This is a genomic window from Kribbella sp. NPDC003505 (assembly GCF_040610875.1).
Taxonomy (GTDB): Bacteria; Actinomycetota; Actinomycetes; order Propionibacteriales; family Kribbellaceae; genus Kribbella.
The window spans coordinates 658,025-683,235 of the sequence record NZ_JBEXNA010000004.1; the positions used below are offsets into that span (position 1 = coordinate 658,025).

A 25,211-nucleotide genomic window follows, 5' to 3' on the forward strand; every position below is an offset into this window, starting at 1 on the left:
CCGGGTGGACTCCGAGGTCCGTCCCGGCTCCGCGATCCGGTGCGATCGCGCGGGTCGACGTCAAATCAACCGTTATCTCGACGAGGTGTCGACATCGCTCCCTGTGGGTCCTTCCGACGTGCGGCTGCCACCGACCACGGTAAGCCGTCCCGGAAAGCGCCGTCCAGCGGCTTTTTCAGAGGTCCTTGCGCATCTGCTGTGAGATGACCGCGTAGCCGAGCGAGTCGTACAGAGCGATCGCGGTGTTGTTGTCCCCGAAGACGTTCAGGTCCAGTTGCGTGTATCCGAGCCGCCGGCACTCCTCCTCGGCGGCGAGCATGATGGCCCGGCCGTACCCCTTGCCGCGGTGCGCGTGATCCACCTCGATGCCGTAGATGAACGGCACCTTCGCCTTGGTGCTGATCCACAGGCTGCCCACCGGCTCGTCGCCGGCGACCGCGATCCAGATCAGTTGCTGATCGGTGGCCGGGCCTTCGGGCAGCAGTTGCTCGGTCTGCTCGTACGCGACGGCGAGCGCCTCGTCCGGCGTCAGGCTGCGGGCCGGTCCGACACCGGCCGCGAACGACGCCGCGGCGCGCTCCATCCAGCTCGGGTACTCGTCGTCGGTGATTGGGCGCAGGAGCACCGGAGATGTCGTCACGTGCTCACCTTAGGTCGGTTAGCTTGAAGCTATGGAGCTGACTTTCGAACTGGCGGAGAAGGTGCTCGCCGAACAGCCGTTCAGCGTGCTGCTGGGGACGCGGCTCACCGCGTTCGGCGCGGGCGCGGCGACTCTCGAGCTCACGATCCGTGACGAGCTCCGCCAGCAGAACGGGTTCCTGCACGGAGGCGTGCTCAGCTACGCGGCCGACAACGCGATCACCTTCGCCGGCGGATCCGCGCTCGGCCCGGACGTGCTGACCGGTGGCTTCACGATCAGCTATCTCCGCCCGGCACAGGGCGTCGTACTGCGGGCCGAGGCCCGGGTCGTGCACGCGGGCAGCCGGCAAGCCGCGTGCACCTGTGAGCTCGTCACCCTCGACGAGAACGGCGACGGCACCCTGTGCGCGATCGCCCAGGGCACCGTCGTCGGCCGTCGGTAATTGGAGGGCGCAGGGTTCCCAGATGCCCTCTCAGTCGAAGAGCTCCTCGAGGAACGACTTCTTCTTTTTCTTGTACTGGTGCTGGTTCCCGTACCGCGGGTCGTAGCGCCGGTCGTCGTCGTACCGGCGGTCGTCGCGCCGGTCGTCGTAACGGCGCTTGTCGTCGTAGCGCTGCTCCTCGTAGCGCTTCTCCTCGCGTCGCGGCTCCTGCGGTGCGTTGAACCGCAGCTCGGCGTCCACCAGGTGCTCGAGCTCACCCCGGTCGAGGAAGATGCCGCGGCACTCACCGCACTGGTCGACGGTGATGCCGCTGCGCTCGTACGTCCGCATCGCGCCCCGGCACTTGGGACAGATCAGGCTCTCCATCCGGCAACGGTAAGTGACGAAATCCCCGTCAGCCCGCCCTCTCAGCCAACTCTCAGCAACTTCCTACTTGAAGCTCGACAGGAACGTCTTCAGGATCGGCCCGGCGGTGTGTGAGCCGGACTCGCCGCCCTCGACGATCACCGCGAACGCGACGTCGCCGCGGTAGCCCGCCATCCAGGCGTTGGTGGTGACCTTGCCCTTCACCACGACCTCGGCCGTACCGGTCTTGGCGGCGACCGCGCCGTTCCCGGCGAGCACGCTGGCGGTGCCGCCGGTGACCGTGGTCCGCATGAACGTCCGCAGCGCCGCAACAGTTGCTGCTGGCAACGGAGAGGCGGCCGCGCCGGCGGCGTCCTTGCCCGGCACGAGCACCGGCTTCATGGCCGTACCGTGATCGACCGTCGCGGCGACCAGCGCGATCGCCAGCGGGCTGGCGGTGACCGTGCCCTGACCGATCATCGACGCGGCCTCCTCGACGTCGTCCTTCGGCGCCGGGACCTGGCCGCCGTACGCCGAGAGCGACAGGTTCAGGTCCCGCCCGATACCGAACATCGCGGCGGCCTTCGTCATCCCGTCCTTCGGCAGCCGGGCGTGCTGCGAGATGAACGCGGTGTTGCAGGACTTGTTGAACGCCGTCTGCATGGTGCCGTTGCCGTACGCCGCGAGCGCGTCGTAGTTCTTGAACGTCTTGCCGAACACGTTGATCGTGTCTGTGCACGGCAACGGCGTCGCCGCGGTCTCACCACTGCCCAGCAGCGCGGCCGAGGTCACGATCTTGAACGTCGAGCCCGGCGCGTACCGGCCCTGGAAGGCGCGGTTGTAGCTCGCCACCTGCGGGCCGTTCGCCGCGGCCAGGATCTGGCCGGTCGAGGCCTGGACCGCGACCAGCGACGCGGGCAGCTTGCTGGTCGCCAGCGCGGCCTCGGCGGCCTTCTGCAGGTTCGTGTCCAGCGTGGTCTTCACCGGCTTGCCGGCGGTGCCCTTCTGGGTGAAGACCGTCTTGATCGTCAGCTTGGTCTTGCCGTCCCGCAGCGCGACCGTGCCGCCCGGCGTCCCGGCGAGCTGCTGCTGGAACGCGTACTGCAGGCCGGTGGTGCCGACCTGGTCCTGCGCCGACGCGGTCGGCCCGGCGTTCTTCAGCGTGTCCTCGTTCGCCGTCTTCATGGTGCCGATGATCGAGCGGGCGAACGTCGCGGTCGGCGGCAGCGACTGCGTACCGCCCATGGTGAGCACGCCGGGCAGCTTGCTCATCGTCGGCCGCAGCGCCTCCCACTCCTCGGCGCGGATCGTGATCGCGTCGACGAACTGCCCGGCCGGCGCCGCCTTCGCCCGCGCGGCGAGCTTCGCGCCGTCCACGTCCAGGTACTTCGTGAACGCGGCGTACGTCGCTGCCGTCGCCTTGCTGCCCGACGCGACACCGACGATCACGACCGGCCGGTTCGCGGTCAGGGCGACGCCGTTGCGGTCCAGGATCGAGGCCCGGGCCGGCAGCGCGCGGACCCGCTTCAGGTAGTTGCTGTCGCCCAGCCCCGGGTAGATCGTGTCGCCCGACGCCTTGATCTTCCACGCGTCGCCGGTCTTCACCGCGGTCGCCGTACTGGTCCACTTCATCGCGCCGATCCCGCGCAGCTGCGCCTCGACGGCGAGCTCCTGGGTGCAGCTCGTGCCGTCGGTGCACTTCGGGTCGCCCTGCGGGGTCACCGTGACGGTGCTCGCGACCAGTGCGGTGTCGACGTCGTCGAGCCGCTTGCCGAACACCGTCGGGTTGTCGGTGAGCGCACCGGCGGCGTCCGGCTTGCCGTCCGGGGCCCAGGCCTTCACCCAGGCGTCGGCGAACTGCTTGATGACCGCGCCGGACGCCTGCTGCTCGTCGCTCCCGGACTTCCCGCCGCCGGACTTGCTGTCCGAACAACCAGCGGTGATCAGCAGACTACTCAGGCAGACGATGGCAGTGGTTCGCTTCACGTTCCCAACTCTCGCACGACGACGGATGGACACCGGGCACAGTCTTCGGCGTGTGGCTCCTGGCCACGAGGGCGAAACTACTCAACTCACCCAACTACGACGCGCGCACCCGCTCGGGAGTTGGCGCCAGACGGCGGCCGAATCGGGACCGAGACGCTGTGCGTATCGGCCCGGCCGGATTCTGGAACCGCGTTCCACGGTCGCCGTACCGAGCGTATTCTGCTCCTTTGTGACCCGCCTTGCTCTGCACAGCCGCCTGCTTCCCGGTACCGAAGAGGCCTACGAGATCGAGCACGCCCGCGTCTGGCCGGAACTGATCACGGTGATGCGCGCCGCCGGGATCAGCGACTGGTCGATCTGGCGCAGTGGCCGCGACCTGTTCCACCTGGTCGTCTCCGACGATTTCGAGGCCGCCGTCGCGCAGCTCAAGGACGACCCGGTCGACCAGCGCTGGCAGCAGCACATGAGTCAGTTCGTCGAAGGCTTCGCCCAGAACCCCGAAGGCGTCGCCGGCCAGTCCCTGCGCCACGTCTGGACGATGAGCGAACAAACCGACTAGTACCAAGGTCCCTGGTCGGTCGGGACCTTGTGTCGTAACCGGGCGACCGCCGCCGCGCGACGGTGGTGACGTGGAGCATTTGCGATTGCGCGCGGCCCTGCCGCGGTTGGCGGCCTGCGCGGGGCGGACCGCCGTACAGTTTGCCCGCAGACGCATCCGCTTCCCGCGCGGTCAGGTCGGTCGGCGGGTGCGGTTCGCCGACGGGTCGACGGCGTCCATCTACCGCGAGACGGTGATGGAGCTGCCGGCGGCGCCGCTGAACCCGTGCGTGTTGATCGTCCAGTTCCGGCTGCGGCGCGTCAGAGGAGTCGGACACCGGCTGTTCCGCGCCGAGAGCTGGCTGAACACCCCGTTGTTCGCCGGTTTCCCAGGCTTCGTGTCGAAGCTCTGGTTCGCGGCTGACGAGTCCGGCGTGTACCGCGGCCTGTACGACTGGGACGGCCCCGACCAGGCCGACGCGTACGTCCGCGCCCTCTGGTGGCCGCTCGCCCTCGTCTCCGAACTCGACTCGATCCACCACCGAGTGCTGCCAGGCCTCCGGCGCGACGACGTGCTCGCCGACCCGACCTGCGTCGACGGCCCTGCAGCCCCCGACCAGTGGTGGCGGCCGCAGGAGTCCTGGTGACACGTGTCCTGGTGGTGGGCGCGGGGCCGACCGGCCTCGCTCTTGCGCTGCAGGCCCACGCGCTGGGTGCCGCGGTCCGCGTCATCGACCGGCGTACCGAAGCGGCCAGGCCCTCGCGGGCGATGATGCTGCACGCGCGATCGCTCGAGGTACTGCGTCCGCTCGGCGTTGTCGACTCCCTGCTGAGGTACGCCGACAGCGCGCCGACCGTACGGCTCCACCTGCGCGGGCGTGTGCTCCCGGTGCGGATCGCGGAGCTCGCGGTGCCGGACACGGCGTACCCGCACCTGACGCTGCTCCCTCAGGCTCGGGTCGAGTCGGTTCTCGCGACCGCGCTGGAGAGCCGGGGCGTCCCGATCGAGCGGGGAGTCGAGCTCGCGTCTCTCAGGTCGGCGCGGAGGAGCGGTGTGCAGGTGCAGTTGCGTGGGCGTGGCGAGGCGACTTGTGACTATCTGGTCGGGTGTGACGGTGCCGACAGCACAGTTCGCCAGGCGGTTGGTATCGGGACGAGCGGCGGAGTCTACGACCGGGAGATCGTGCAGGCCGATCTGGAGCTGGACGGCAGCCTCGGTACGGACACCGCGCACGTGTCGACCACTCGCGCCGGCCTGATTTTTCTGTTCCCGCACGGCGATCAGGCGGCGTGGCGGCTGCTGGCGACCAGGCCGGTCGGTGGTGGCCCGATATCGCCGCGGGACGTGCAAGAGATGCTCGACGCGGCCCGGCTGCAGACGCGGGTCAACCGGGTTGCCTGGTCGGAGGTGGTGCCGATGCGCCACCGGCTGGCCGATCGCTACCGCCACGACCGGGTGTTCCTCGCCGGCGATGCCGCGCATGTCCACTCCCCGGCCGGCGGGCAGGGGATGAACACGGGGATCCAGGACGCGATCAACCTCGGCTGGAAGCTGGCCCGGGTCGCACAAGCCACAGATCCGCAGACGCTGCTCGACTCGTACGAGCTCGAGCGCCGGCCCGTCGCGCGGGCCACGACTGCCTGGACGAACCTCGTCTTCTGGGCCGAATCCGGTCTGGATCCGGTGGCGTCGCTGCTCCGCACCGTGGTGCTGCCGGTCGGCGCGCCGTTGGTGCTGCCCACCGTTCTGCGCCGGCGGCACCTGACGGCCGCGGGCTTCCGCGTCCTCGCACAGTTCCGCGTCGGGTATCCGACCAGCCGGCTGTCGATCGACGACGGCCGGCCCGAGTCGCTGCCGCTCCGCGTCGGTGACCGGTTGCCTGACTTACCCGTCACCGTCGCTGGGGGGCGCACTCGGCTGCAGACCCTCACGGCGTGCCCCGGGACGCATCTCCTCCTGCTCCGTGATGCGCCGACGGTCGCAGTGACCGATGCCTCGATCCACGTGCATCGGCTGCTGGACTGTGACGGTCGCGGCCTGATCGCCGTACGCCCGGACGGGTACATCGGCCTCCGCACGACGGAGGCGTCGTCTCCCGAGGTCGCGCGCTGGCTCGACCTCACCGGCGCCACCTAGCCCCCGCGCGCCCCGCCTTCGCGCACTGTGTGCACCGGATCCGTACGGCGGGTGCCGAGAAACGCGGATGTGGTGCACAAAGTCGGCCTCTGGGCGGGGCGGGCGGGCTGGTGGTCGCTAGTTGTGCATTTCCCAGAGGAGGAGTTCGGCTCCGGTGGGGGCCGCGGTGACGCGTTCGCCGTCGGAGCCGGTGAACCGTACGGCGTCCCCGGTGCCCAACTCGCCGGCGCTTTCAAGGGTCGCCGCACCTGCCGCGACGAAGAGGTGCAGGTAGGGCGCTGCGGGCAGCTCGATCGCCCCGCCCGGGCCGAGCCGCGCGACGGACATCCCAGCCGCGGGCTGGTTGATGTGGATCGCGGTGTCCGAGGAGTGCTTGGCGAGACCTGAGGCCACCGGGATCAGTTCACCCGTCGTCAGATCGAGCTCCGCCTGCTCGTACGACGGCGGAAGATCGAGCCGGTCGGGCCGGACCCACATCTGCACGTAGTGCACGGGCTCGGCGCCGTCGTTCCACTCGGAGTGCCGGATCCCGCTACCGGCACTCATCCGCTGCGCCAGCCCCGGATGCACACTCCCGCTGTTTCCCTGCGAGTCCCGGTGCGCCAGAGCACCCCGCAGTACCCAGGTCACGATCTCCAGATCCTGATGCGGATGCTCCTCGAACCCGGTGCCCGCAGCGACCGTCTCGTCATTGTGCGCCACCAGAAACCCGAACCCCACGTTCGCCGGATCGTAATGCGCGCCGAACGAGAACGAATGCCGCGAGTCCAGCCAGCTGTCGAGGGTGCGGAACCGATCGTCCGCCCGATGGATCTCCACGAGGTCCAGTAATACCCCTTCTGCCCTTCGAGTTGCGGCTCACCGTTGCGTGGACGAGTCAGTCCCACCCTGCAACAAGCGTCGGCAGCGTGCCGCGACCCTGAGACAGAGCCGTTCGGCCCGTGCATCCGGGGTCCGATGACCCCAGCGCGACCGGTCGCTGAATGCGACGTTTCACATCGAGGTGACGATGACATCGTCCATGGCGCCGGGCCGGATCGACGCGCACGGAAGACCGGAGTGAAGGGAGACGATGGCGATGACGACGGCAAGCGGTCGCTGGGCGGTGTCCGGGAGATTCCCGATCCGGGACGTGTCGCTGTACGCCGAGATCGTCGGGCAGGGGCATCCGGTGGTGCTGATGCACGGCGGACCCAGCGCAGATCACTGGACGTTGGCGCCGTTGCGGCGCTGTGCCGACCAGTTCACGATGATCCTCTACGATCACCGCTGCAACGGGCGCTCGGTCGGCGTTCCGGTGTCGTCCATGACCTGGGACAACCTGACCGCGGATGCGGACGCGTTGCGGGAGAAACTCGGCTTCGAGCAGTGGGCGGTTCTCGGCCATTCCTTCGGCGGTCATGTGGCGCTCGAGTACGCGCTGCGCTTCCCCGGCAAGCTCTCGCACCTGATACTGCTGGACACCGGTGGCGATGCTCACTGGGCGCGGCAGAACGCGGCCGAGGTCATGGAGAAGCGCGGCTACAGCGCGGAGAAGGCGCAATTGGTGCGGCGCTGGTTCACCGGTGACTTCGAGCGCAGCGAGTACTACCGGATCCTGACGAGCATCGGCTCCGCGTACTACTCCCGGAATCCCGTGCTGGGGGTGGCCCGCGACCTGGCGGACGGCGGGTGGCGTGGAAAGGTGCGGCCGGAGGCGCACATCTTCGCCGGTCGCCACCTGCTGAAGGACTGGACCGTCATGGACCGGCTCGGCGAGATCGCGGTGCCGACGCTGGTCATGTCCGGGCGTGACGACTTCGTGTTTCCGCCGGAGTGTCAGGAGGAACTCGCGGCGGGCATACCGCATGCGCGCCTTCGGATCATCGACCACGCAGGTCACAGTCCGCATTCCGAGCAGCCCACCGAGACCAGGCGCGCTCTGCGGGACTTCCTGTCGGCGACCTGAGCGACCGCGACAAGCGGACTGCGCCGCTCGGTGGGCGGCGCAGTCCGGTCTTGGTTGGACGGTTGGTCAGCCGGTGGGGTTCCCGTTGTCGGAGCCGAGGGTGGCGTTGACGGTCTGGGGTTTGCCGTTGCGGGTGATGGAGAGTTTCACTTCATCGCCCGGGCGGTGCGAACGGACTGCGGCGACCAACGCGTCCCCTGACGCGATCGCCTTGCCGTCTACAGCGGTCACCACATCACCCGACTGCAGACCGGCCTTGTCCGCCGCACCGCCGGACGTAACCTCGCCGAGGCGTGCTCCGTTCGTGAGCCCGTCGGAGGACTGCGCGTCGCCGACCGTCACACCGAGCCGCGCATGCGTGGCCTTGCCCTTGGCCACCAGCTCGTCGATGATCGGCTTGGCCTGGTCGATCGGGATGGCGAACCCCAGGCCGATGTTCCCGCCCTCGGATTGTCCCGATCCGCCGGCGGTCTTGATCGCGCTGTTGATACCGACCACCTGGCCGGCGAGGTCGATGAGGGCGCCGCCGGAGTTGCCCGGGTTGATCGCGGCGTCCGTCTGGATTGCTGGGAAGACTGTCGTGCTGTCCTGTTGCTCGTCGCCGGACGTCACCGGCCGGTTCAGCGCCGAGACGATCCCGCTGGTCACGGTCGCCTCCAGGCCGAACGGCGAGCCGATCGCGACCACGCCCTGCCCAACGGCGAGCTTCCCGCTCTGACCGAGGGTGGCCGGCGTGAGACCGGTGGCGTTCGCCTGGATAACCGCCAGGTCGGTGAGAGGGTCGGTGCCCTTGACCGTGGCCGACACGGTCCGGCCGTCGTTCAGGATCACGCTGAGCTGGGCGCCCTGCCCGGCGCCGGACACGACGTGGTTGTTCGTGACGATCAGCCCGTCCTTGCTGATCACGATGCCGGACCCGGTCGCCTGACCCTGCTGGGTCGCGACCGCGATCTTCACCACGCTCGGCAGGACCTTCGAGGCGGCGCTCTGCACGGAGCCGTCGGGCGCCGACGCGGGTGCCGCCTGGTTGCCGTTCAGCGGGGCGGTCACGGACGGGGTGTTCGCGGTGTGGTCGGTGGTGGCCGAGTAGACGGCCGCGCCGCCGACACCGCCTGCGGTGCCGACCAGCAGCGCGGTCAGCGCCACCACGGCCAGACCGGCCCGGCGCTTCGGCTTCGGCGCGGTGGCCGTGGCCTGCTGCGGGCCGAGGGGCCAGTTCGGGCCCGGAGACGTCCCCTGATGCGTCCCCGGTGCGCCGAACTGCGGATACGCACTCCCACCTGTGGAGTACTGTCCCGGCCGCTGCCCCTGCGGCCCCGAGTCCAGCCGCGGCTGCCCGCCCTGCGGCGCGAACTGCTGCTGCTGATGCTGCCCGTACATCGGCAGCTGCTGCGTCCGCTCCGGCCCCTGCGGTCCCTGTACGTCGTGGCCGGGCTGGTTCTGCGGCTGCTGCGGCTGGTTCTCGGTCATGGCAATACTGTCCCGGCCGGACCTGAGAGGGCCCTGAAGATCCGCTCGGAGTGACCGAAGAACTCCATGAAGATCCTCTGAAGAAGACCCGCCGCGCCGAAACTCTTAACTCATCGCGTACGAAAACCTGTGCTGGCGAAAGTAGACATTCGTCGATCGACTGGCTAGAGTCTCTGGTGTTGCCAAGAGAGAACAAAGAAGCTGACGCGGGCGGCCACAGACCGCCCAGGCAGTACGCGCAGTATCAGCAGGACCCGGCCGAGGAATTCGCAGTGCAGTACCAAGTGATGTGGCAGTCGCAGTAATCGGCCGGTGCAGTAAGCAGTAAGCAGTCGGAACACTGAAGAAGAGGAGTGGATTACGTCATCAGGATCGCCCGCCATGGCTGCGTTTCGCCGGGCGGGTACCGCAGTCCCATCGTGATTGGAAGGTGGTTCTCGGTTACACACAGTGCGATCCCAGCGGAGTCCGGCCTGCACGGCGGACCGCGGAAGTAGAGGCTGACTCAAGGGTCAGCAGATGGTGACAATCCGACCCCAGGGCCCCGGTGCTTCGGCACCGGGGCCCTCGACACGGAGGTGCGATGACCCCAGGCCGGCCAGCGGAGCAGACGATGTCAGAAGACCCCGAAACACCAGCGACCAACCTCGACGACGAGAACTTTCCCGCCTACACGATGGGGCGGGCCGCCGAGTTGCTCGGCGCCACCCCTGGGTTCCTGCGCAGTCTGGACGAGGCGAAACTGATCACCCCGCAGCGCTCCGAGGGTGGACATCGCCGCTATTCCCGGTACCAGCTCCGCCTGGCCGCCCGCGCTCGCGAGCTGGTCGACAACGGAACGTCGCTGGAGGCCGCCTGCCGGATCATCGTCTTGGAAGATCAGCTGGCCGAAGCGCTGCGGATCAACGCCGAGCTCAACGCGGCGGACGAAGAAGGCTGACCAAGGGACTCGCGCCCGCACACCACGGCCACATCAGCGGGTCTGGGTCGCCGCGTGCGGCAGCCACAGCGTGAACTGGGCGCCGGCCCCTGGCACGTTCCGTGCGTAGATCATCCCGCCGTGCTGCTCGGCCGCGTGCTTCACGATCGCCAGGCCCAGCCCGGAGCCGGGGCGGCTGCGCGCCTCGCTGGACCGGTAGAACCGGTCGAACACGTGCGGCAGGTCCGCCTCGGCGATCCCCGGCCCGGAGTCGGTGACCGTCAGTACGCCGTCCACGAGCCGGACCGTGACATGCCCGACGGGCTGCCCGTCGCTGTGCTGCGCCGCACCTTCGGGAACGCTGTACTTCGCGGCGTTGTCGAGCAGGTTCGTGACCGCGCGCCCGAGCAGCCGCTCGTCACCCCACACCGGGAACGGCGTGAGCTGGACGTCCCACTCCAGTCCGGGCGCACGCCGCCGGACCTTGATGACCGCGTCCTCGACCACGTTGGACAGCTCGATCAGCTCCGCGTTCCGCACCTGCGGGGTGTCGCGGGCCAGCTCGGTCAGGTCGCCGATCAGTGTGGTCAGCTCGTCCATCTGGGCGCGTACGTCGTCCAGCAGTTGCCGCCGGTCCTCGGGGCGAAGGCCGCCGCGCTTGTCGGCCTGCGCGAGCAGATCCAGGTTCGTCCGGACGCTGGTGAGCGGCGTACGCAGCTCGTGGCCCGCGTCACCGACCAGCCGGCGCTGCCGGTCGCGGGACTGTGCAAGCGCGCCGAGCATCGCGTTGAACGCCATCGCCAGCCGGGAGATCTCGTCGGTCCCGGCGACCGGGATCGGTTTCAGGTCCTCGGTGCGCGCGACGTGCTCCGCCGCGCCCGTCAGCCGCGCCAGTGGCCGCAGACCGGACCGCGCCACCGCGTTGCCCGCAAGCGCGGCGCCGATGACGCCGATCAACCCGAACGCCCACAGCACGATGCCCAGGTTGTGCAGTGTCTGGTCGATCGCTCCCAGCGACTGCGCGACGACCAGGGCACCCGGCTGGTACAGCCCGGGCTCCTCGTCGCAGGGTGCGTTGGCGGGACAGTAGCGGGCCGGCACGGCAACCACCCGGAAGTGGGAGCCGCCGTTGCGTAGACCGACAGTGCGCAGACTGGCCTCGTTGCCCTGGTTCTGGGCGATCTGCAGCTCGTCCGGCCCCATCGGCGGGAGCGGACTGTTCCGTGGCGCCCACTTCTGGCCGTCGGCGCTCAGGACGCCGACGCGGATGTCGCTCAGACCCAAGGCGTCGGCCGAGGCGTTCTGCAGGTTGTAGAGGTTGGTCAGGACGCCCTTCTGGGAGGCCTGGCTGGCGCGCTGGATCAGGCTGTCGTCCAGGTTCTGGTACATCTGCTGACGTACCGTGACGTACGCAGCGACGCTGACGATCGCCACCGCCAGGCCGACCGCAACCGCCGCGAGCAGAGTCACGCGGGCGTGCAGGGTCAGCTTGTGGAGTGTCTCGTTCCACCAGCTCTGGGTGCGGGCGGCGGTCGCCGCCACGCGGTTTCCATTGCTCTTGGCAACAGGTGGTGCGGGTTGCGGTGGCGGCCGGTCGGTGTACGACGGAAAGCCCTCGGGGTGTTGCTGGCTCACGGCGGGGTGTCTCTCAGCACATACCCGATACCGCGGACGGTGTGGATCAGGCGGGGCAGGCCGTCGACCTCGGTCTTGCGGCGCAGGTAGCCGATGTAGACCTCGAGGGAGTTCGCCGTGGTGGGGAAGTCGTAGCCCCAGACCGCGTCCAGGATGACCGCACGCTCCAGCACCCGGCGCGGGTTGCGGATCAGCAGCTCGAGCAGCGAGAACTCGGTGCGGGTGAGCTGGATCGGCACCTCGCCGCGGTGCACCTCGTGCGCGTCGACGTCGACCACGAGATCGGCGTACTGCAACACCTCGCCGCGCTGGCCGCCCTCGCCCGGCGTGGTGCTGCGGCGCAGCAGCGCGCGCAGCCGGGCCAGCAACTCCTCCAGCGCGAACGGCTTGGTCAGGTAGTCGTCGCCGCCGGCGTCCAGGCCGTCCACCCGGTCCGCGACCGCGTCCCGCGCGGTGAGCACCAGGATCGGCACGTTGTTGCCCGCGGCCCGCAAGGCCTTGGTGGTCTCCAGCCCGTCCAGCCGCGGCATCATCACGTCCATCACGACGACGTCCGGCTCGACGTTGCCGATCACCGCGAGCGCCTCGGCGCCGTCGGACGCGGTCACCACCTCGAAGTCGTTGAACTCCAGCGAACGGCGCAGCGAGTCCCGGACCGCCCGGTCGTCGTCCACCACCAGTACCCGCATCGTCTGCCCCGCTCCACTCGAAGTTCCGTGACCGAGAGTAGGTCGCTTCTGTGAGAATCGCCTGAGAACCCGCTGATCCTCACCAATAGGTTGCCAGACGTGGACATTGTCGAATTCACACCTGAGCCCGCCGACTTCGCCTGGACGTTCGGCGGGGTGCCTCCGGTACGCCGGGTGCGGCCCGGTACCGCTCTGCGCCTGTGGACCGAGGACGCCTTCGCGGGCAGTCTCCGCAGTACGACGGACCTCGCCAGCGCCTCGCTGACGATGCCGTTCGTGAACCCGCAGACCGGGCCGTTCTACGTCGAGGGCGCCGAGCCGGGCGACACGCTCGTCCTGCACTTCGTCGAGCTGACCCCGGCGCGGAGCTGGGGCGCGTCCGCGACGATCCCGTTCTTCGGCGGCCTGACCAGCACGGACCGGACCGCGACGCTGCAGGACCCGCTGCCGGAGCGGACCTGGATCTACGAGGTGGACAGCGCTCGCCGGACGGTCGGCTTCCAGGCGCAGGGCAGTGATCTGGAGGTCGCGCTGCCGCTCGAGCCGATGCTCGGCACCGTCGGGGTGGCCCCGGCGGGCGGTGAGGTCCGCTCGGCGCTGGTGCCGGACACGTTCGGCGGGAACATGGACACGCCGGAGATGCGCTCCGGGACCACCTGCTACCTGAACGTGAACGTCGAAGGCGCGCTGTTCTCGGTCGGTGACGGTCACTACCGGCAGGGTGAGGGCGAGTCCTGCGGCACCGCGGTCGAGGGCGCGATGAATGTCGTCCTGATCGTGGATCTGCTCAAGACGCCCGGACCGGTCTGGCCGCGGTTGGAGAGTGACGACTACCTGTCCGTCGTCGGCTCGAGCCGGCCGCTCGAGGACGCGTGGCGCGCCGGTCAGGTCGACATGGTGCGCTGGCTCGGCGAGCTGTACGGGCTGGACAAGCTGGACGCGTACCAGCTGCTCAGCCAGGTCAGCGAGGTCCCACTCGCCAACGTGGTCGATGCCAACTACAGCGTGGTCACGAAGGTCCCGAAGCGCCTCCTCCCGGACGCCACGGCGTACGACGGGATCCACCAGCGGCTAGCCGAACTGCGGAACGACCTCCTCGGCGAACCGCTGTAGCGGCTCGTGGTCGTAGGCGACGCCGGGAATGTACGAGATCACGTAGTCGATACCGGCCTCCGCCAGCCGCTCGACGTGCTCGCTCAGCTGCTTCGTCGTGACGATCTCCGCCAGCACATGTGACGTCCCGCCAGAGCCGATCTCCAGGAACTCCTCCAGGCTGTACCGCCCTCGGGCCCTGGCTGTCGCGGCCACAGGGTCAGCAGCCGCCTCGACCGGAAACACGTTCAGGCTGGTGGACTTGATGATCTCGTCGTAGTCGCGGCCGACCTCGTCGCAGTGCTTGCGGAGAATCGCCAGCTTCCGTTGGATGACGTCGACCCTTCCGGTCCCGAAGTTGCAGGCATCGCCGTACTTCGCCACCAGCCGCAGGGTGACCCGCTCACCGCCGCCGCCGATCCAGAGCTTGGGGCGGCGCCGCGGGACGACGTACGGCTTGTCGACGGAGTGGTACTGCCCGTGAAAGACCACGTCGTCCTCGGTCCACAGCCGGTGCAGCAGCTCGACCGACTCGGTGAACGAGCCCATCCGCTCCTTCTGGCTCGTCCAGGGGTAGCCGTACGCCTTCCACTCGTGCTCCGACCAGCCCGCCCCGAGTCCCGCGTACATCCGGCCGTGACTGGCCACGTCCACGGTGGCCGCCATCTTGGCGAGCAGGGCAGGGTTGCGGTACCCGTTGCAGCCCACCAGCTGGCCCAGGTTGACCCGCGATGTGTCCCGGGCCAGGGCGGCTGTGGTCGTCCACATCTCGAAGACGGTCTCGCGGGCGGGCTCCGGGACGGTGTGGAAGTGGTCGAAGAGCCAGATCGAGTCCCAGGGGCCTGCGTCGGCCGCCTTGGCCACCGCGGTCATTGCCTCCCACTGCTCGACCGGGTCCGCCAGTTCGACCAGGTCCATCCGCCAGCCCTGCGGAACGAACACACCGAACTTCATGCTGTCCTCCTGGAGATGGCCACGCCGGCCAGGCACAGTGCGCCGCCGGCGAGGGCCAGTGCGGTGGGAGCCTCGCCCAGCGACAGCCAGGCCAGGACGATCGCGACAACCGGTACGGCGTAGACGGTGACGCCCATCTGTCCGGCACTCGTACGGCGGAGGGCGAAGGCCCACGTGGTGAAGCCGAGCGCGGTCGGGAACGCTGCCAGGTACACGACCCACCAGATGGTCGCCGCGTCGGCAGCCCGGACCTCCTCGACCAGGGTCGGCGCGAACGGCAGACAGACGACCGCGCCGATCGTGCAGGCGAGCCAGGTGACCTCAGCGGCGGGCAGACGGCTGAGCAGCGGCTTCTGCGTCACCACGCCGACGGCGTACGAGATGGCGGCGACCACGCACAGCACCACACCCCACGTCTCGGCGCGGCCGCTGGAGGTCGACGTACCGATGACGACGATGCCGGCGAACGCGACCAGGCCTCCGATCACCAACTGCCGCGGGAACCCCTCGCCCAGACCCAGTCCGGCGAGCACTGCGATCAGCAGCGGGGCGATGTGGACGAGCATGGCCGCCGTACCGGCGTCGAGCCGGCGCTCGGCCTCGTTGAGGGCCAGGTTGTAGACGCCGAACCACAGAACGCCGCACGCGATCAGCGGCAACCAGTCGCGGCGCACCGGCCAGCGCTGTACGGCGGGCTGCTGCCGCTTGACCAGCAAGGCCCCGAGGAAGACGCTGCCCAGGCCGAGCCGGGCCAGCGAGAGCGGGCCGGCGGAGATCTGGGTGCCGACGTGCCGGATGGCGACGAACGACGACGCCCACAGCACGACGGTGGCGGCGGCAGCACCGGCCGCGAGACCGATTCGCGGCGGGGCTTCGGCAACTGTTGTCACGCTCACTACAGTAGGAACGAAGTCTGCGGCCATCCATGACGATTCGGAGCCCAGGAGGCGGTTGTGCTTACCCAAACGAGAAGCCAGATGCTGGATGAGCTCAATACCAGAATTCTGGACGAGTTGACCGCCGATCCCCGGCTGCGGACCACCGAGCTCGCCCGGCGGCTCGGGGTGTCCACGCCGACGGTGCGCGAGCGGGTGGCGCGGCTGGAGGAGTCCGGCGTTATCCGCGGCTACCGGCTCGACATCGACCCGGCCGCGCTCGGCCGACCGGTCGCCGCCTGGGTGCGGCTGCGTCCGGGCCCGAACCAGATCCCGAAGATCATCGAGCTCGCGGGCCGTGTCCCGGAGGTCGTCGAATGCCACCGGATCTCCGGCGAGGACTGCTTCCTGATGCGCGTCCAGGTCGCCGAGATCGCCGCGCTCGAGGAGGTGCTGGACAAGTTCCTGCCGCACGGGCAGACGACCAGCTCGTTCATCGTCTCCACCCCGGTGCCGCCGCGGAGCGTGCCGCTGTCCGCAGGGTGAGCCCCAACCACCGTCGAGAGTGGTCTGCATCACTAGTCTGGTGCCGACTTCACACGCTTCGGAAGGACCCTGGACCATGGCTGTCCGCAGAGTTGCCCTGCTCACCGCCGGCGGGCTCGCGCCCTGCCTGTCGTCCGCCGTCGGCGGGCTGATCGAGCGCTACACCGAGGTAGCGCCCGACGTGGAGATCATCGCCTACCTGAACGGGTACCACGGCCTGCTCAGCGGTCAGTTTCTCGAAGTGACGCCGGAGGTGCGGGAGAAGGCGGCGCTGCTGCACAAGTTCGGCGGCAGCCCGATCGGGAACAGCCGGGTCAAGCTGACCAACACCGCGGACCTGGTGAAGCGCGGCCTGATCCAGGACGGGCAGAACGCGCTGCAGGTCGCGGCCGAGCGGCTGGTCGCGGACGGCGTCGACGTCCTGCACACCATCGGCGGTGACGACACCAACACCACCGCCGCCGACCTCGCGGCGTACCTGCAGGAGCACGACTACAACCTGACCGTGGTCGGGCTGCCGAAGACCATCGACAACGACGTGGTCCCGATCCGGCAGAGCCTGGGCGCCTGGACCGCCGCCGAGCAGGGCGCGCTGTTCGCCCGCAACATCATCGCCGAGCACAGCTCGAACCCGCGGATGCTGATCGTCCACGAGGTGATGGGGCGCAACTGCGGCTGGCTGACCGCGGCCACGGCGCAGGCCTACCAGCAGTGGGTCGACGAGCAGGAGTGGAACCCGGGCATCGGCCTGCGCAAGGGCGGCTGGGACGTCGACGCCGTGTACGTGCCGGAGGCAACGATCGACCTGGACGCCGAGGCCGAGCGGCTGCGCAAGGTGATGGACGAGGAGGACTGCGTCAACATCTTCCTGTCCGAGGGCGCCGGCGTGGAGTCGATCGTGGCCGAGCTGGAGGCGCGCGGCGAGGAGGTCGGCCGGGACCCGTTCGGGCACGTGAAGCTCGACACCATCAACCCGGGGGCCTGGTTCGCGAAGCAGTTCGCGGAGCGGATCGGCGCGGAGAAGACGATGGTGCAGAAGAGCGGCTACTTCAGCCGCTCGGCCGCGGCCAACGACCGCGACCTGGCGCTGATCAAGGAGTGCACCGACTACGCCGTCGACGCCGCGCTGCGCGGTGAGTCCGGCGTCGTCGGCCACGACGAGGAGCGCGGCGACGAGCTGCGCGCGATCGAGTTCCCGCGGATCGCCGGCGGCAAGGCCTTCGACCCGGCCGTCGACTGGTTCGTCGCCCTCAAAGCAGGGATTGGTCAGAGCTGAGCGCGGAGGCGGTCGACCCACTGGTCGGCCGCCTTCTCGATCTGTGCGAGGACCTCGTCGAAGCCGTCGTCCTCGCCGTAGTACGGATCCGGTACGTCGTCGCGGGCGAACAGCTGCGCCGTGGCGCCGTACCGGGTGAGCGTGTCGAGGTGGCCCGTGTCCATCGCGAGGATCAGGTCGGGCGACCCCGACCGGTCGAACTGACGGGCCCGGTGCGCGCTGCCGTCGTACCCGCGGCGCCGGAGCGCGGCCGCGGCGCGCGGGTCCATCCGGTCGCCGACGTGCCAGCCGCCGGTGCCCGAGCTGGTCACCTCGACGTCGTCGAGACCAGCCTCGGCGAGCTTGGCGCGCAGCACCACCGCGCCCATCGGTGAGCGGCAGATGTTCCCGGTGCAGACGATCTCGACGCGCACTAGTGGACTTCGGCCTTGTCCGGCAGCACGACGTTGAGGAGCATGCCGACGATGCTGATGATCAGCGCGCCCCACAGTGCCGACCAGAACCCGTCGACGTGGAACTGAACGTCGAGCTTCCCGGTGATCCAGGACGTCAGCCACAGCATCACGGCGTTGATCACGAAGGTCAGCAGGCCGAGGGTGAGGATCAGCAGCGGCAGTGACAGCAGCTTCACGACTGGCTTCACGATCGCGTTCACGACGCCGAAGATCGCGGCGACGATCAGCAGTGTGAGCACCCGCCGGCCGGTGGTCGCGCCCTCGAGCGTGATCCCGGACACGAGCCAGGTCGCCACGCCCAGCGCGATCGCGTTGGCGAGCAGCCTGATGATCAAGTTCTTCATGCCGTCGATCCTCCCATCCACGCGGTAGCAACACTCCCGGCACGCGCCCTGATCCGTCCCTGACTCTTGACACCGAAAATGACCAAGTGATCTGATCATTTTCATGTCCCGTCCACTGATCGCGGTAGTCGCGTTGTCACTCACGGCAGCGGGCCTCGCTGTCCCGGCAGCCGCAGCCCCGTCGAGCTGCAGCGCTGTCAGTACCAACTGGACCGCTCAGGCATCGCCGCACGCGGCGCCCGAAGGCCTCCTCAACGCGTACAGCGACACCGGGAAGGGCTGGACGGGTGCGGACAGCACCTACTCCGTGCCGCTGCCCGGCGGGCGTACGGCGTGGGTCTTCTCCGACACGTTCCTCGGCCCGGTGAACGCAGACGGCAGCCGTCCGATGACCGCGCCGTTCATCAACAACTCGTTCGTGATCCAGCAGGACACGAAACTGAAGACGGTCACCGGCGGTACGGCGACCAGCCCCACCGCGCTCGTCCCGCCGCCGGCCAACGGCTGGTACTGGTTCGGCGCCGCGCAGACCAGCCACGCCGGCCGTGACCTCGACGTGGTCGCGCTGCGCTTCGAGAAGACCGGGACCGGGCAGTGGGACTGGCGCTGGGCCAGCAACTATCTGGCCCGGTTCGACAGCACGACGTACAAGCTGAAGAGCCTCACGCCGATCCCGTCCGGTGCGAACGTGCAGTGGTCCGGCTGGCTGCTCCGCGACAGCGGCTACACCTACGTCTACGGCGTCGAGGACCTGGGCGCCTCGAAGTACCAGCACGTCGCCCGGGTCCGCGGCGACGACCTGACCGCGAAGCCGTGGGAGTACTGGACCGGGTCGGGCTGGTCGGCCGACGAGACCGCCTCGGCCCGAGTGCTGCAAGGCGTCGCGAACGAGCACAGTGTGACCCGTTGGAGCGACGGCTATCTGCTGGTCACGCACGACACCAACGAGCTGTTCAGCAAGCGCGTCGTCGGGTACTTCTCCTGCTCGCCGACCGGTCCGTGGGTGAAGCCGGTCGAGCTGTACCAGACCCCGGAGACGGGCGGGAACATCATCACGTACAACTCCCACGACCACCCCGACCTGCGGCGCGGTACGTCGCTGCTGGTGAGCTACAACGTCAACAGCCTGGTCAGCGACGAGCTGTACGGCGACGTGAGCATCTACCGCCCGCGCTTCGTTTCGGTCACGCTGGCGGCGGCCGGATGAGCGCCACCGGAGGCGTCGTACGGCGCAGTCTGCTGGACGACCTGGCGACGTCGATGCTCGCGCTGATCGCGGAGCGGAAGCTGGCGCCGGGTGACCAGTTCGAGGCGGTGCGGTCGCTGGCGGAGCGGTTCAAGGTCGCCGTACCGACGGTCCGGGAGGCGCTGCGCCGACTGGAGGCGACCGGAGCAGTGGAGCTCCGGCACGGGTCCGGCGTGTACGTCGGGCCGAACGTCGGCCGGCTGGTGCTGGCGAACCCGCTGGCGCTGGCGCCGAGTCCGGACCGGCTGGTGGAGCTGCTACAGGCCCGTGCCCTCATCGAGCCACCTGTTGCCGCGCTGGCGGCACAGACCCGTGGTGAGGCCGCACTGGAGCAGATGGCCAAGGACTTGGAGAGTGCGGCCGAGCTGATCGCTTCCGGCGACCACGCGCAGTTGGCCGAGGTGAACATGGACTTCCACCGCTCACTGGCGCAGGCCTCCGGGAACTCGACCCTGGCCGAAGTGGTCGAGTCGGTCACGGTCGTGAACGCCCGGGAGCAGCTGGAGATCCTGCACATCCACGGTGACCGCCAGGCCGACCTCGACGAGCACCGCGCGATCTACGACGCGGTCCGCTCCGGTGACGCCGACCTGGCCGAACTCCTCACCCGAGAGCACCTCGACGGCGTACTGGCCGTCATCAACGAACGTTTTCAGCATCCCTGAGCTGGAAGGACGCATCACATGCAACGCAACAACCGCAAGGCGCTGGCGGCTCTGGTGATCGCCGGCGCGCTCGCGCTGTCCGCCTGTGGAGGCGGCGGGGCCGCTGCCCCGAAGAAGGGTGAGGACAAGCCGGTCGACTCGCTCAAGTTCTACAACGACAAGGGCGGGTGGAAGGACGCGTTCACCCAGGTCGGCGCGGCCAGCAAGAAGGACGTCGGCGTCGGTATGGAGCCGGTCGGGTACTCCGACTCGAACACCTACACCGCGTTCATCCGGTCCTCGTTCCGGACCAAGGAGAAGGCGGACCTGTTCACCTGGCACACCGGCAAGGAGCTCCAGGACCTGGTGGACCAGAAGCTCGTCGCCGAGACCACCGACCAGTGGACCAAGGCGATTGCCGACGGCAACATCCCGGAGCAGCTGAAGCAGTACTTCACGTTCGGCGACAAGCAGTACTGCGTCCCGCTGAACGCCGGCTACTGGGTGATGTACTACAACAAGGCCGTCTTCAAGAAGGCCGGGATCACCCAGACCCCGAAGACCTGGACCGAGCTGACGCAGGTGGCCGACAAGGTCAAGGCCGCCGGTGTGAAGCCGTTCTACCAGACCAACATCCTGTTCTCGTTCGTGTGGTTCGAGACGCTGCTGGCCGGCAAGGACCCGGACCTGTACGACAACCTCGCCGCCGGCAAGGCGAAGTACACCGACCCGGGTGTGGTCGAGGTGATGAACGAGTGGAAGAAGATGATCGACGCCGGGTACTTCAGCGACCCGGGCGCGAAGACCGAGCCGCAGGCGCAACTGAAGAACGGCGACGTCGCGATGATCAACTTCGGCACCTGGTTCAGCGGCAACCTGAACACGCTGAAGATGAAGGCCGGGACCGACTACGACTTCTTCGTGATCCCGAACGTGAACCCCGACCTGCCGAAGACCTCGATGATCTTCGAGACCGGCCCGGTCTGCTCGGCCGCGGCGTCGGACCACGCGTCGACCGTCAAGAAGTGGACCGACTGGTGGGTCACGCCGCAGGCGCAGACCGCGTGGGCGAACTCCCGCGGCGACCTGTCGTTCAACCCGAAGGCCGAGGTCAAGGACCCGGGGCTGGCCCAGCTGAACAAGGACGTCACCGGGTACCGCCTGATCAACCGCTGGTTTGAGGCGACACCGGTCCCGGTCGCGAACAAGGCGCTCGAGGTGTTCGGCGCGTTCGTGACCAAGCCGGGTGACCCGATGCCGGGCCTGCAGAAGATCCAGGCCGAGGCGGACGCGTACTGGGCCAAGCAGAAGTGACTGCTGTCACCGAGCGGCCGGTGGAGACCCGACGGCTGAACGCCACCCGCGCCGCGCGGACCGGAGCCCGAATGGCACCGCTGTTCGGGCTCCCGGCCGCGGGCGTGGTCGCGCTGCTGCTCTACTTGCCGTTCCTCTGGACGACGTACGTCAGCTTCACCGACTACGACGGTCTGGCCTCGCCGGTGTGGTCCGGACTGGCCAACTACAAGGCGATGTTCAGTGACCCCGACCTGATCGGGGCACTCGTCAACACGTTGCTGTGGGTCGCGGGCATGATCACCCTGCCGGTCGTACTAGGGCTGCTTGTGGCTGTACTTACCTATGGCCACAAGTGGGGCACCTGGCTGCGGCTGCCGTTCCTGCTGCCGTACGCGATCTCCGGTGTGGCCGTCGGCGTCATCTGGGGCTTCGTACTGCAGCCGGACGGCGCACTGGGCCAGGCACTCGGCTTCTTCGGGCTCCCTGGTGCTCACACCGGTTGGCTGCAGTCCGGCCCCGGCAACACCCTGATGATGATCGTGGCAACGACCTGGCAGGCCGCCGGCGTCAACGCCCTCCTGTTCGTGGTCGGCCTCCAGTCCATCCCGACGGAGCCGCTGGAGGCCGCGCGCCTGGACGGAGCCGACGGCTTCAAGCTCTTCCGGCATCACTTGTGGCCACAGCTCAGAGCCATCACCACAGTCGTCATCGGACTGTCGATCGTCGGCAGCCTGAAGACCTTCGACGTGGTCTGGGTGATGACGCAGGGCGGTCCGGGTACGTCCTCGGAGACCCTCGCGCTGTCGATGTACAAGGAGACGTTCGTGCTGAACGACTACGGCCAGGGCGCGGCGATCGCGCTGTTCCTGAGCCTGGTCACCTTCGCGGCCTCGGTCCTCTATCTGCGTTACCAGTTGGGGGACGCCCGTGAGCAAGGTTAAGACGGGGTTCCTGGTCCTCCTCGGGCTGATCTGGCTGGCGCCGGTCTACCTGCTGATCGTCAACGCGTCCAAGTCCGTCGACGGGTACGACGCCAAGACCGTGTGGAAACCGGCCGGCTTCTCGTTGTTCACGAACTTCGGGGACGCGTGGAGCAAGGCGGCGCTCGGCGACACGCTGGTGGCGACCACGATGTACAGCGTGGTCGCGCCGGTGCTCGCGGTGCTGATCGGTGCGGCGGCCGGCTACGCGATCGTCGTCCTGCGGCTGAAGCACGGCTTCGGTTGGTTCGTTTTCATCTTCGGCGGGACGATCTTCCCGCTGCAGATGATCCTGATGCCGCTGTTCTCCGGGTACGCGAACTCGGGGCTGTACGACACCCGGACCGGGATGATCGTCGTGTACACCGCGATCAGCGTGCCGTTCTCGGCGTTCGTGATGCGGAACTTCTTCACCGGCATCGCGCGCAGCGTGTTCGAGGCCGCGGTGGTCGACGGCGGCGGGCTGTTCCGGATCTTCCGCAGCATCTACCTGCCGATGGCCGGGTCGGCGCTGGCCGCGATCTTCATCCTGCAGGCGACCTTCGTCTGGAACGACCTGCTGCTCGGCCTGACCCTGAGCCAGTCGGAGTCGGTGCGGCCGATCATGCCGGCGCTGACCGGCCTGCAGAGCACGTACGGCGGCGCGGCGCTGCCGACCGTGCTGGCCGGCGGCCTGCTCGTCTCGCTGCCCACCGTCATCCTCTTCCTCGCCGCTCAACGCTTCTTCTCCCGGGGCCTCGCCCTCGGTCAGTTCTGATTTTCGGAGGACATATATGAGTAGCCGCACAGTCGTCGTAACCGGCGGCGCCGCCGGCATCGGACGAGGTGCCGTGGAACGGTTCCTGGCCGCCGGTGACCGGGTCGTCGTGCTCGACCGCGACATCTCAGCTGTCGGTGACCAGGTCACTGGCGTGCAGGTGGATGTTGCGGACCGGTCCGCGCTCGCCGCCGTCGCGGAGGAGATCGGCGCGATCGACGTGCTGGTGTGTGCGGCGGGCGTCCAACGCTACGGAACCGTCGTCGACACGCCCTTCGACGTGTACGACGAGGTGATGGCCGTGAACGTCGGTGGCGTGTTCTTCGCCTGCCAGGCGTTCGTGCCGCACCTGCCGCGGGGCGGGAGTGTTGTGGTGGTCGCATCCGTGCAGGCCTATGCGGCGCAGACGAGCGTCGCGGCGTACAGCATGGGAAAGGGCGCCCTGCTCAGCCTCGTCCGGGCGATGGCGGTCGACCACGCCCCGGACGGGATCCGCGTGAACGCGGTCTGCCCGGGCTCGGTCGACACTCCGATGCTGCGCACCTCGGCCGCGCAGTTCAGCGGCGGTCGGCCGACCGACGAGGTGATCGCCGAATGGGGCCGGTCGCATCCGCTCGGACGGGTCGCGACACAGGGAGAAGTTGCCGAGGTCATCTACTTCCTGTCCTCGCCCGCGGCCTCGTTCGTGACGGGAGCCGACGTGAAGGTCGACGGCGGGTTGACCGCCGGGCTGGCCGTCGTACTGCCGGAGGACGCGAAGTGAGGATCGTCGACGTCCGCGCGACCACGGTGACGATGCCGTTGGAGGCGCCGCTGCGGCACAGCAACGGAGCGCACTGGGGACGCTTCGTACGGACCGTGGTGGAGGTCGAGGCCGACAACGGCCTGATCGGTCTCGGTGAGATGGGCGGCGGCGGGCAGAGCGCCGAGGCCGCGGTCACCGGGCTGAAGGAGTACCTGGTCGGCCACGACCCGGCCCGCACCGAGGCGCTGCGCTGGATGCTCGCCAACCCGACCGCGAGCCTCTACAACAACCGGACCCAGTTGCTGGCGGCCATCGAGTTCGCCTGTCTGGACCTGCAGGGCCGCGAGCTCGGCGTCCCGGTGCACGCCCTGCTCGGCGGAAAGGTCCGCGAGCGCGTGCCGTTCGCGAGCTACTTGTTCTTCCGGCACGCCGCGGACGACGGCACCGGTGAGATCCGTACGCCGGACCAGCTGGTCGCCCATGCCCGCTCATTGGTCGACGCGCACGGGTTCAGCGTGCACAAGCTGAAGGGCGGGGTGTTTCCGCCGGACTACGAGCGTGAGTGCTTCCGGGCGCTGGCCGAGGCCTTCCCGGGGCACCGGGTGCGGTTCGACCCGAACGGGGCGTTCGGCGTCGAGGAGGCGATCCGGTTCGCCCGCGGCATCGAGGACCTCGACAACGACTACCTCGAGGACCCGACCTGGGGCCTGAACGGGATGCGCCGGGTCCGCGAGAAGACGCCGATCCCGCTCGCCACCAACACCGTGGTGGTGAACTTCGAGCAGTTGGCCGCCAACGTCCGCGACCCCGCGGTCGACGTGATCCTGCTGGACACGACGTTCTGGGGCGGCATCCGGCCGTGCGTCAAGGCGGCCGGCGTCTGCGAAACGTTCCAGCTCGGGGTCGCCGTGCACTCCTCCGGCGAGCTCGGCATCCAGCTCGCGACGATGCTGCACCTCGGCGCCGTCGTCCCGAACCTGTCGTTCGCCGCGGACGCGCACTACCACCACCTGCGCGACGACATCATTGCCGGCGGCAAGCTCGCGTACGCCGACGGCGCGATCGCGGTCCCGGACGCGCCCGGCCTGGGCGTGGAGCTGGACCGCGACAAGCTGGCCGAGTACGCCGAGCTGTTCCGCGAGCTCGGCCCGTACCCGTACGACCGCGATCCGGCCCGCCCGGACTGGTACCCCCTGCTACCGAACACCGATTGGGCCGATCCTTCATGACTGTATTGAATGCCTCGCTGCCGC

The 25,211-nt window shown here is 68.9% G+C and carries 27 protein-coding genes; 16 read left to right on the forward strand and 11 right to left on the reverse strand.

Features of this window, described 5'->3' with window-relative positions:
• Positions 1-175 precede the first annotated feature (175 nt).
• Positions 176-640 carry a GNAT family N-acetyltransferase gene (locus ABZX12_RS17065; protein WP_355694051.1) on the reverse strand — a complete coding sequence of 155 codons (465 nt, stop codon included), beginning with the start codon at positions 638-640 and terminating at the stop codon, positions 176-178.
• A gap of 31 nt (positions 641-671) precedes the next feature.
• On the opposite strand from ABZX12_RS17065, the gene ABZX12_RS17070 reads away from it, so the two are divergent.
• Positions 672-1,082, forward strand: a complete 411-nt coding sequence (locus ABZX12_RS17070) for a PaaI family thioesterase (RefSeq protein ID WP_355694052.1) — start codon at positions 672-674, stop codon at positions 1,080-1,082.
• Positions 1,083-1,112: 30 nt separating this feature from the next.
• Here ABZX12_RS17070 and ABZX12_RS17075 read toward each other — a convergent pair whose 3' ends face one another.
• Positions 1,113-1,448, reverse strand: coding sequence for a zf-TFIIB domain-containing protein (locus tag ABZX12_RS17075; RefSeq protein ID WP_355694054.1), 336 nt, complete (start codon positions 1,446-1,448; stop codon positions 1,113-1,115).
• A 63-nt stretch (positions 1,449-1,511) separates the two neighbouring features.
• Positions 1,512-3,413 carry a penicillin-binding transpeptidase domain-containing protein gene (locus ABZX12_RS17080; RefSeq protein WP_355694056.1) on the reverse strand — a complete coding sequence of 634 codons (1,902 nt, stop codon included), beginning with the start codon at positions 3,411-3,413 and terminating at the stop codon, positions 1,512-1,514.
• Positions 3,414-3,642: 229 nt separating this feature from the next.
• Between ABZX12_RS17080 and ABZX12_RS17085 the strand changes: the two genes are divergently transcribed.
• The 3 genes from ABZX12_RS17085 (at position 3,643) to ABZX12_RS17095 (ending at position 6,087) form a co-directional block, all read left to right on the forward strand.
• Positions 3,643-3,972: an L-rhamnose mutarotase gene (locus ABZX12_RS17085; protein WP_355694057.1), complete on the forward strand. Its 330-nt coding sequence runs from the start codon at positions 3,643-3,645 to the stop codon at positions 3,970-3,972.
• Positions 3,973-4,042: 70 nt separating this feature from the next.
• Complete coding sequence (locus tag ABZX12_RS17090) at positions 4,043-4,597, forward strand: hypothetical protein (RefSeq protein ID WP_355694059.1); 555 nt, start codon at positions 4,043-4,045, stop codon at positions 4,595-4,597.
• Entirely contained in the window at positions 4,594-6,087 is a 1,494-nt protein-coding gene (locus ABZX12_RS17095) for an FAD-dependent monooxygenase (protein ID WP_355694061.1), read from the forward strand. The genes ABZX12_RS17090 and ABZX12_RS17095 overlap by 4 nt, the downstream gene beginning before the upstream one ends.
• A 117-nt stretch (positions 6,088-6,204) precedes the next feature.
• Here the strand turns inward: ABZX12_RS17095 and ABZX12_RS17100 are convergent, their stop codons facing one another.
• Positions 6,205-6,906, reverse strand: a complete 702-nt coding sequence (locus tag ABZX12_RS17100; protein WP_355694063.1) for a pirin family protein — start codon at positions 6,904-6,906, stop codon at positions 6,205-6,207.
• Positions 6,907-7,165: 259 nt separating this feature from the next.
• Between ABZX12_RS17100 and ABZX12_RS17105 the strand changes: the two genes are divergently transcribed.
• A complete protein-coding gene (locus ABZX12_RS17105; protein ID WP_355694064.1) occupies positions 7,166-8,035 on the forward strand; it encodes an alpha/beta hydrolase in 870 nt (289 codons plus the stop codon).
• 66 nt (positions 8,036-8,101) lie between these two features.
• On the opposite strand, the gene ABZX12_RS17110 is transcribed toward ABZX12_RS17105, so the two are convergent.
• Positions 8,102-9,505, reverse strand: coding sequence for a trypsin-like peptidase domain-containing protein (locus ABZX12_RS17110; RefSeq protein ID WP_355694065.1), 1,404 nt, complete (start codon positions 9,503-9,505; stop codon positions 8,102-8,104).
• Between the two features lie 613 nt (positions 9,506-10,118).
• On the opposite strand from ABZX12_RS17110, the gene ABZX12_RS17115 reads away from it, so the two are divergent.
• Positions 10,119-10,445: a MerR family transcriptional regulator gene (locus tag ABZX12_RS17115; protein WP_355694067.1), complete on the forward strand. Its 327-nt coding sequence runs from the start codon at positions 10,119-10,121 to the stop codon at positions 10,443-10,445.
• A gap of 33 nt (positions 10,446-10,478) precedes the next feature.
• On the opposite strand, the gene ABZX12_RS17120 is transcribed toward ABZX12_RS17115, so the two are convergent.
• Positions 10,479-12,059 carry a HAMP domain-containing sensor histidine kinase gene (locus ABZX12_RS17120; RefSeq protein ID WP_355694068.1) on the reverse strand — a complete coding sequence of 527 codons (1,581 nt, stop codon included), beginning with the start codon at positions 12,057-12,059 and terminating at the stop codon, positions 10,479-10,481.
• Positions 12,056-12,748 carry a response regulator transcription factor gene (locus tag ABZX12_RS17125; RefSeq protein WP_355694070.1) on the reverse strand — a complete coding sequence of 231 codons (693 nt, stop codon included), beginning with the start codon at positions 12,746-12,748 and terminating at the stop codon, positions 12,056-12,058. The genes ABZX12_RS17120 and ABZX12_RS17125 overlap by 4 nt, the downstream gene beginning before the upstream one ends.
• A 99-nt stretch (positions 12,749-12,847) precedes the next feature.
• Here ABZX12_RS17125 and ABZX12_RS17130 point away from each other — a divergent pair, with 99 nt between their 5' ends.
• A complete protein-coding gene (locus ABZX12_RS17130) occupies positions 12,848-13,861 on the forward strand; it encodes an acetamidase/formamidase family protein (protein ID WP_355694071.1) in 1,014 nt (337 codons plus the stop codon).
• Here the strand turns inward: ABZX12_RS17130 and ABZX12_RS17135 are convergent.
• Positions 13,820-14,794: a TIGR03560 family F420-dependent LLM class oxidoreductase gene (locus ABZX12_RS17135; protein WP_355694072.1), complete on the reverse strand. Its 975-nt coding sequence runs from the start codon at positions 14,792-14,794 to the stop codon at positions 13,820-13,822. The two genes, ABZX12_RS17130 and ABZX12_RS17135, sit on opposite strands and share 42 nt — an antisense overlap.
• Entirely contained in the window at positions 14,791-15,684 is an 894-nt protein-coding gene (locus ABZX12_RS17140) for an EamA family transporter (protein WP_355694074.1), read from the reverse strand. Before ABZX12_RS17140 ends, ABZX12_RS17135 begins: the two co-directional genes overlap by 4 nt.
• A gap of 87 nt (positions 15,685-15,771) precedes the next feature.
• Between ABZX12_RS17140 and ABZX12_RS17145 the strand changes: the two genes are divergently transcribed.
• Together ABZX12_RS17145 and ABZX12_RS17150 are read left to right on the forward strand one after the other, a co-directional pair.
• Positions 15,772-16,215 (forward strand): Lrp/AsnC family transcriptional regulator, encoded by a 444-nt coding sequence (locus ABZX12_RS17145; RefSeq protein WP_355694075.1) that lies wholly within the window; start codon positions 15,772-15,774, stop codon positions 16,213-16,215.
• Positions 16,216-16,291: 76 nt separating this feature from the next.
• The gene (locus ABZX12_RS17150; protein WP_355694077.1) at positions 16,292-17,491 is read left to right on the forward strand and encodes a pyrophosphate--fructose-6-phosphate 1-phosphotransferase; all 1,200 of its coding nucleotides are present in this window, start codon (positions 16,292-16,294) and stop codon (positions 17,489-17,491) included.
• On the opposite strand, the gene ABZX12_RS17155 is transcribed toward ABZX12_RS17150, so the two are convergent.
• Both ABZX12_RS17155 and ABZX12_RS17160 read right to left on the reverse strand, forming a co-directional pair.
• Entirely contained in the window at positions 17,482-17,904 is a 423-nt protein-coding gene (locus ABZX12_RS17155) for a low molecular weight protein-tyrosine-phosphatase (RefSeq protein WP_355694079.1), read from the reverse strand. The two genes, ABZX12_RS17150 and ABZX12_RS17155, sit on opposite strands and share 10 nt — an antisense overlap.
• Positions 17,904-18,290: a phage holin family protein gene (locus ABZX12_RS17160; protein ID WP_355694080.1), complete on the reverse strand. Its 387-nt coding sequence runs from the start codon at positions 18,288-18,290 to the stop codon at positions 17,904-17,906. The genes ABZX12_RS17155 and ABZX12_RS17160 overlap by 1 nt, the downstream gene beginning before the upstream one ends.
• 103 nt (positions 18,291-18,393) lie before the next feature.
• Here ABZX12_RS17160 and ABZX12_RS17165 point away from each other — a divergent pair, with 103 nt between their 5' ends.
• From ABZX12_RS17165 to ABZX12_RS17195, 7 genes are read left to right on the forward strand one after another with little or no spacing between them, the layout of a single operon-like run.
• Positions 18,394-19,497: a DUF4185 domain-containing protein gene (locus ABZX12_RS17165; RefSeq protein ID WP_355694082.1), complete on the forward strand. Its 1,104-nt coding sequence runs from the start codon at positions 18,394-18,396 to the stop codon at positions 19,495-19,497.
• Positions 19,494-20,201: an FCD domain-containing protein gene (locus tag ABZX12_RS17170; RefSeq protein WP_355694084.1), complete on the forward strand. Its 708-nt coding sequence runs from the start codon at positions 19,494-19,496 to the stop codon at positions 20,199-20,201. The genes ABZX12_RS17165 and ABZX12_RS17170 overlap by 4 nt, the downstream gene beginning before the upstream one ends.
• Positions 20,202-20,219: 18 nt before the next feature.
• Positions 20,220-21,494, forward strand: coding sequence for an extracellular solute-binding protein (locus ABZX12_RS17175; protein WP_355694086.1), 1,275 nt, complete (start codon positions 20,220-20,222; stop codon positions 21,492-21,494).
• On the forward strand, positions 21,491-22,417 hold the full coding sequence (locus tag ABZX12_RS17180) for a sugar ABC transporter permease (RefSeq protein WP_355694088.1): 927 nt from the start codon (positions 21,491-21,493) through the stop codon (positions 22,415-22,417). The genes ABZX12_RS17175 and ABZX12_RS17180 overlap by 4 nt, the downstream gene beginning before the upstream one ends.
• Complete coding sequence (locus ABZX12_RS17185; protein ID WP_355694090.1) at positions 22,404-23,213, forward strand: carbohydrate ABC transporter permease; 810 nt, start codon at positions 22,404-22,406, stop codon at positions 23,211-23,213. Before ABZX12_RS17180 ends, ABZX12_RS17185 begins: the two co-directional genes overlap by 14 nt.
• A 16-nt stretch (positions 23,214-23,229) precedes the next feature.
• Complete coding sequence (locus ABZX12_RS17190; RefSeq protein ID WP_355694092.1) at positions 23,230-23,976, forward strand: SDR family oxidoreductase; 747 nt, start codon at positions 23,230-23,232, stop codon at positions 23,974-23,976.
• Positions 23,973-25,187: an enolase C-terminal domain-like protein gene (locus ABZX12_RS17195; RefSeq protein ID WP_355694094.1), complete on the forward strand. Its 1,215-nt coding sequence runs from the start codon at positions 23,973-23,975 to the stop codon at positions 25,185-25,187. Before ABZX12_RS17190 ends, ABZX12_RS17195 begins: the two co-directional genes overlap by 4 nt.
• Positions 25,188-25,211 lie beyond the last annotated feature (24 nt).

What these genes read in the sequence shown, in the direction of transcription:
- ABZX12_RS17070 (WP_355694052.1), top strand. Translation starts at nt 672, where the DNA reads ATGGAGCTGACTTTCGAACTGGCGGAGAAGGTGCTCGCCGAACAGCCG.
- ABZX12_RS17075 (WP_355694054.1), bottom strand. Translation starts at nt 1,448, where the DNA reads ATGGAGAGCCTGATCTGTCCCAAGTGCCGGGGCGCGATGCGGACGTAC.
- ABZX12_RS17105 (WP_355694064.1), top strand. Translation starts at nt 7,166, where the DNA reads ATGACGACGGCAAGCGGTCGCTGGGCGGTGTCCGGGAGATTCCCGATC.
- ABZX12_RS17110 (WP_355694065.1), bottom strand. Translation starts at nt 9,505, where the DNA reads ATGACCGAGAACCAGCCGCAGCAGCCGCAGAACCAGCCCGGCCACGAC.
- ABZX12_RS17115 (WP_355694067.1), top strand. Translation starts at nt 10,119, where the DNA reads ATGTCAGAAGACCCCGAAACACCAGCGACCAACCTCGACGACGAGAAC.
- ABZX12_RS17125 (WP_355694070.1), bottom strand. Translation starts at nt 12,748, where the DNA reads ATGCGGGTACTGGTGGTGGACGACGACCGGGCGGTCCGGGACTCGCTG.
- ABZX12_RS17135 (WP_355694072.1), bottom strand. Translation starts at nt 14,794, where the DNA reads ATGAAGTTCGGTGTGTTCGTTCCGCAGGGCTGGCGGATGGACCTGGTC.
- ABZX12_RS17145 (WP_355694075.1), top strand. Translation starts at nt 15,772, where the DNA reads ATGCTGGATGAGCTCAATACCAGAATTCTGGACGAGTTGACCGCCGAT.
- ABZX12_RS17150 (WP_355694077.1), top strand. Translation starts at nt 16,292, where the DNA reads ATGGCTGTCCGCAGAGTTGCCCTGCTCACCGCCGGCGGGCTCGCGCCC.
- ABZX12_RS17160 (WP_355694080.1), bottom strand. Translation starts at nt 18,290, where the DNA reads ATGAAGAACTTGATCATCAGGCTGCTCGCCAACGCGATCGCGCTGGGC.
- ABZX12_RS17165 (WP_355694082.1), top strand. Translation starts at nt 18,394, where the DNA reads ATGTCCCGTCCACTGATCGCGGTAGTCGCGTTGTCACTCACGGCAGCG.
- ABZX12_RS17170 (WP_355694084.1), top strand. Translation starts at nt 19,494, where the DNA reads ATGAGCGCCACCGGAGGCGTCGTACGGCGCAGTCTGCTGGACGACCTG.
- ABZX12_RS17175 (WP_355694086.1), top strand. Translation starts at nt 20,220, where the DNA reads ATGCAACGCAACAACCGCAAGGCGCTGGCGGCTCTGGTGATCGCCGGC.
- ABZX12_RS17190 (WP_355694092.1), top strand. Translation starts at nt 23,230, where the DNA reads ATGAGTAGCCGCACAGTCGTCGTAACCGGCGGCGCCGCCGGCATCGGA.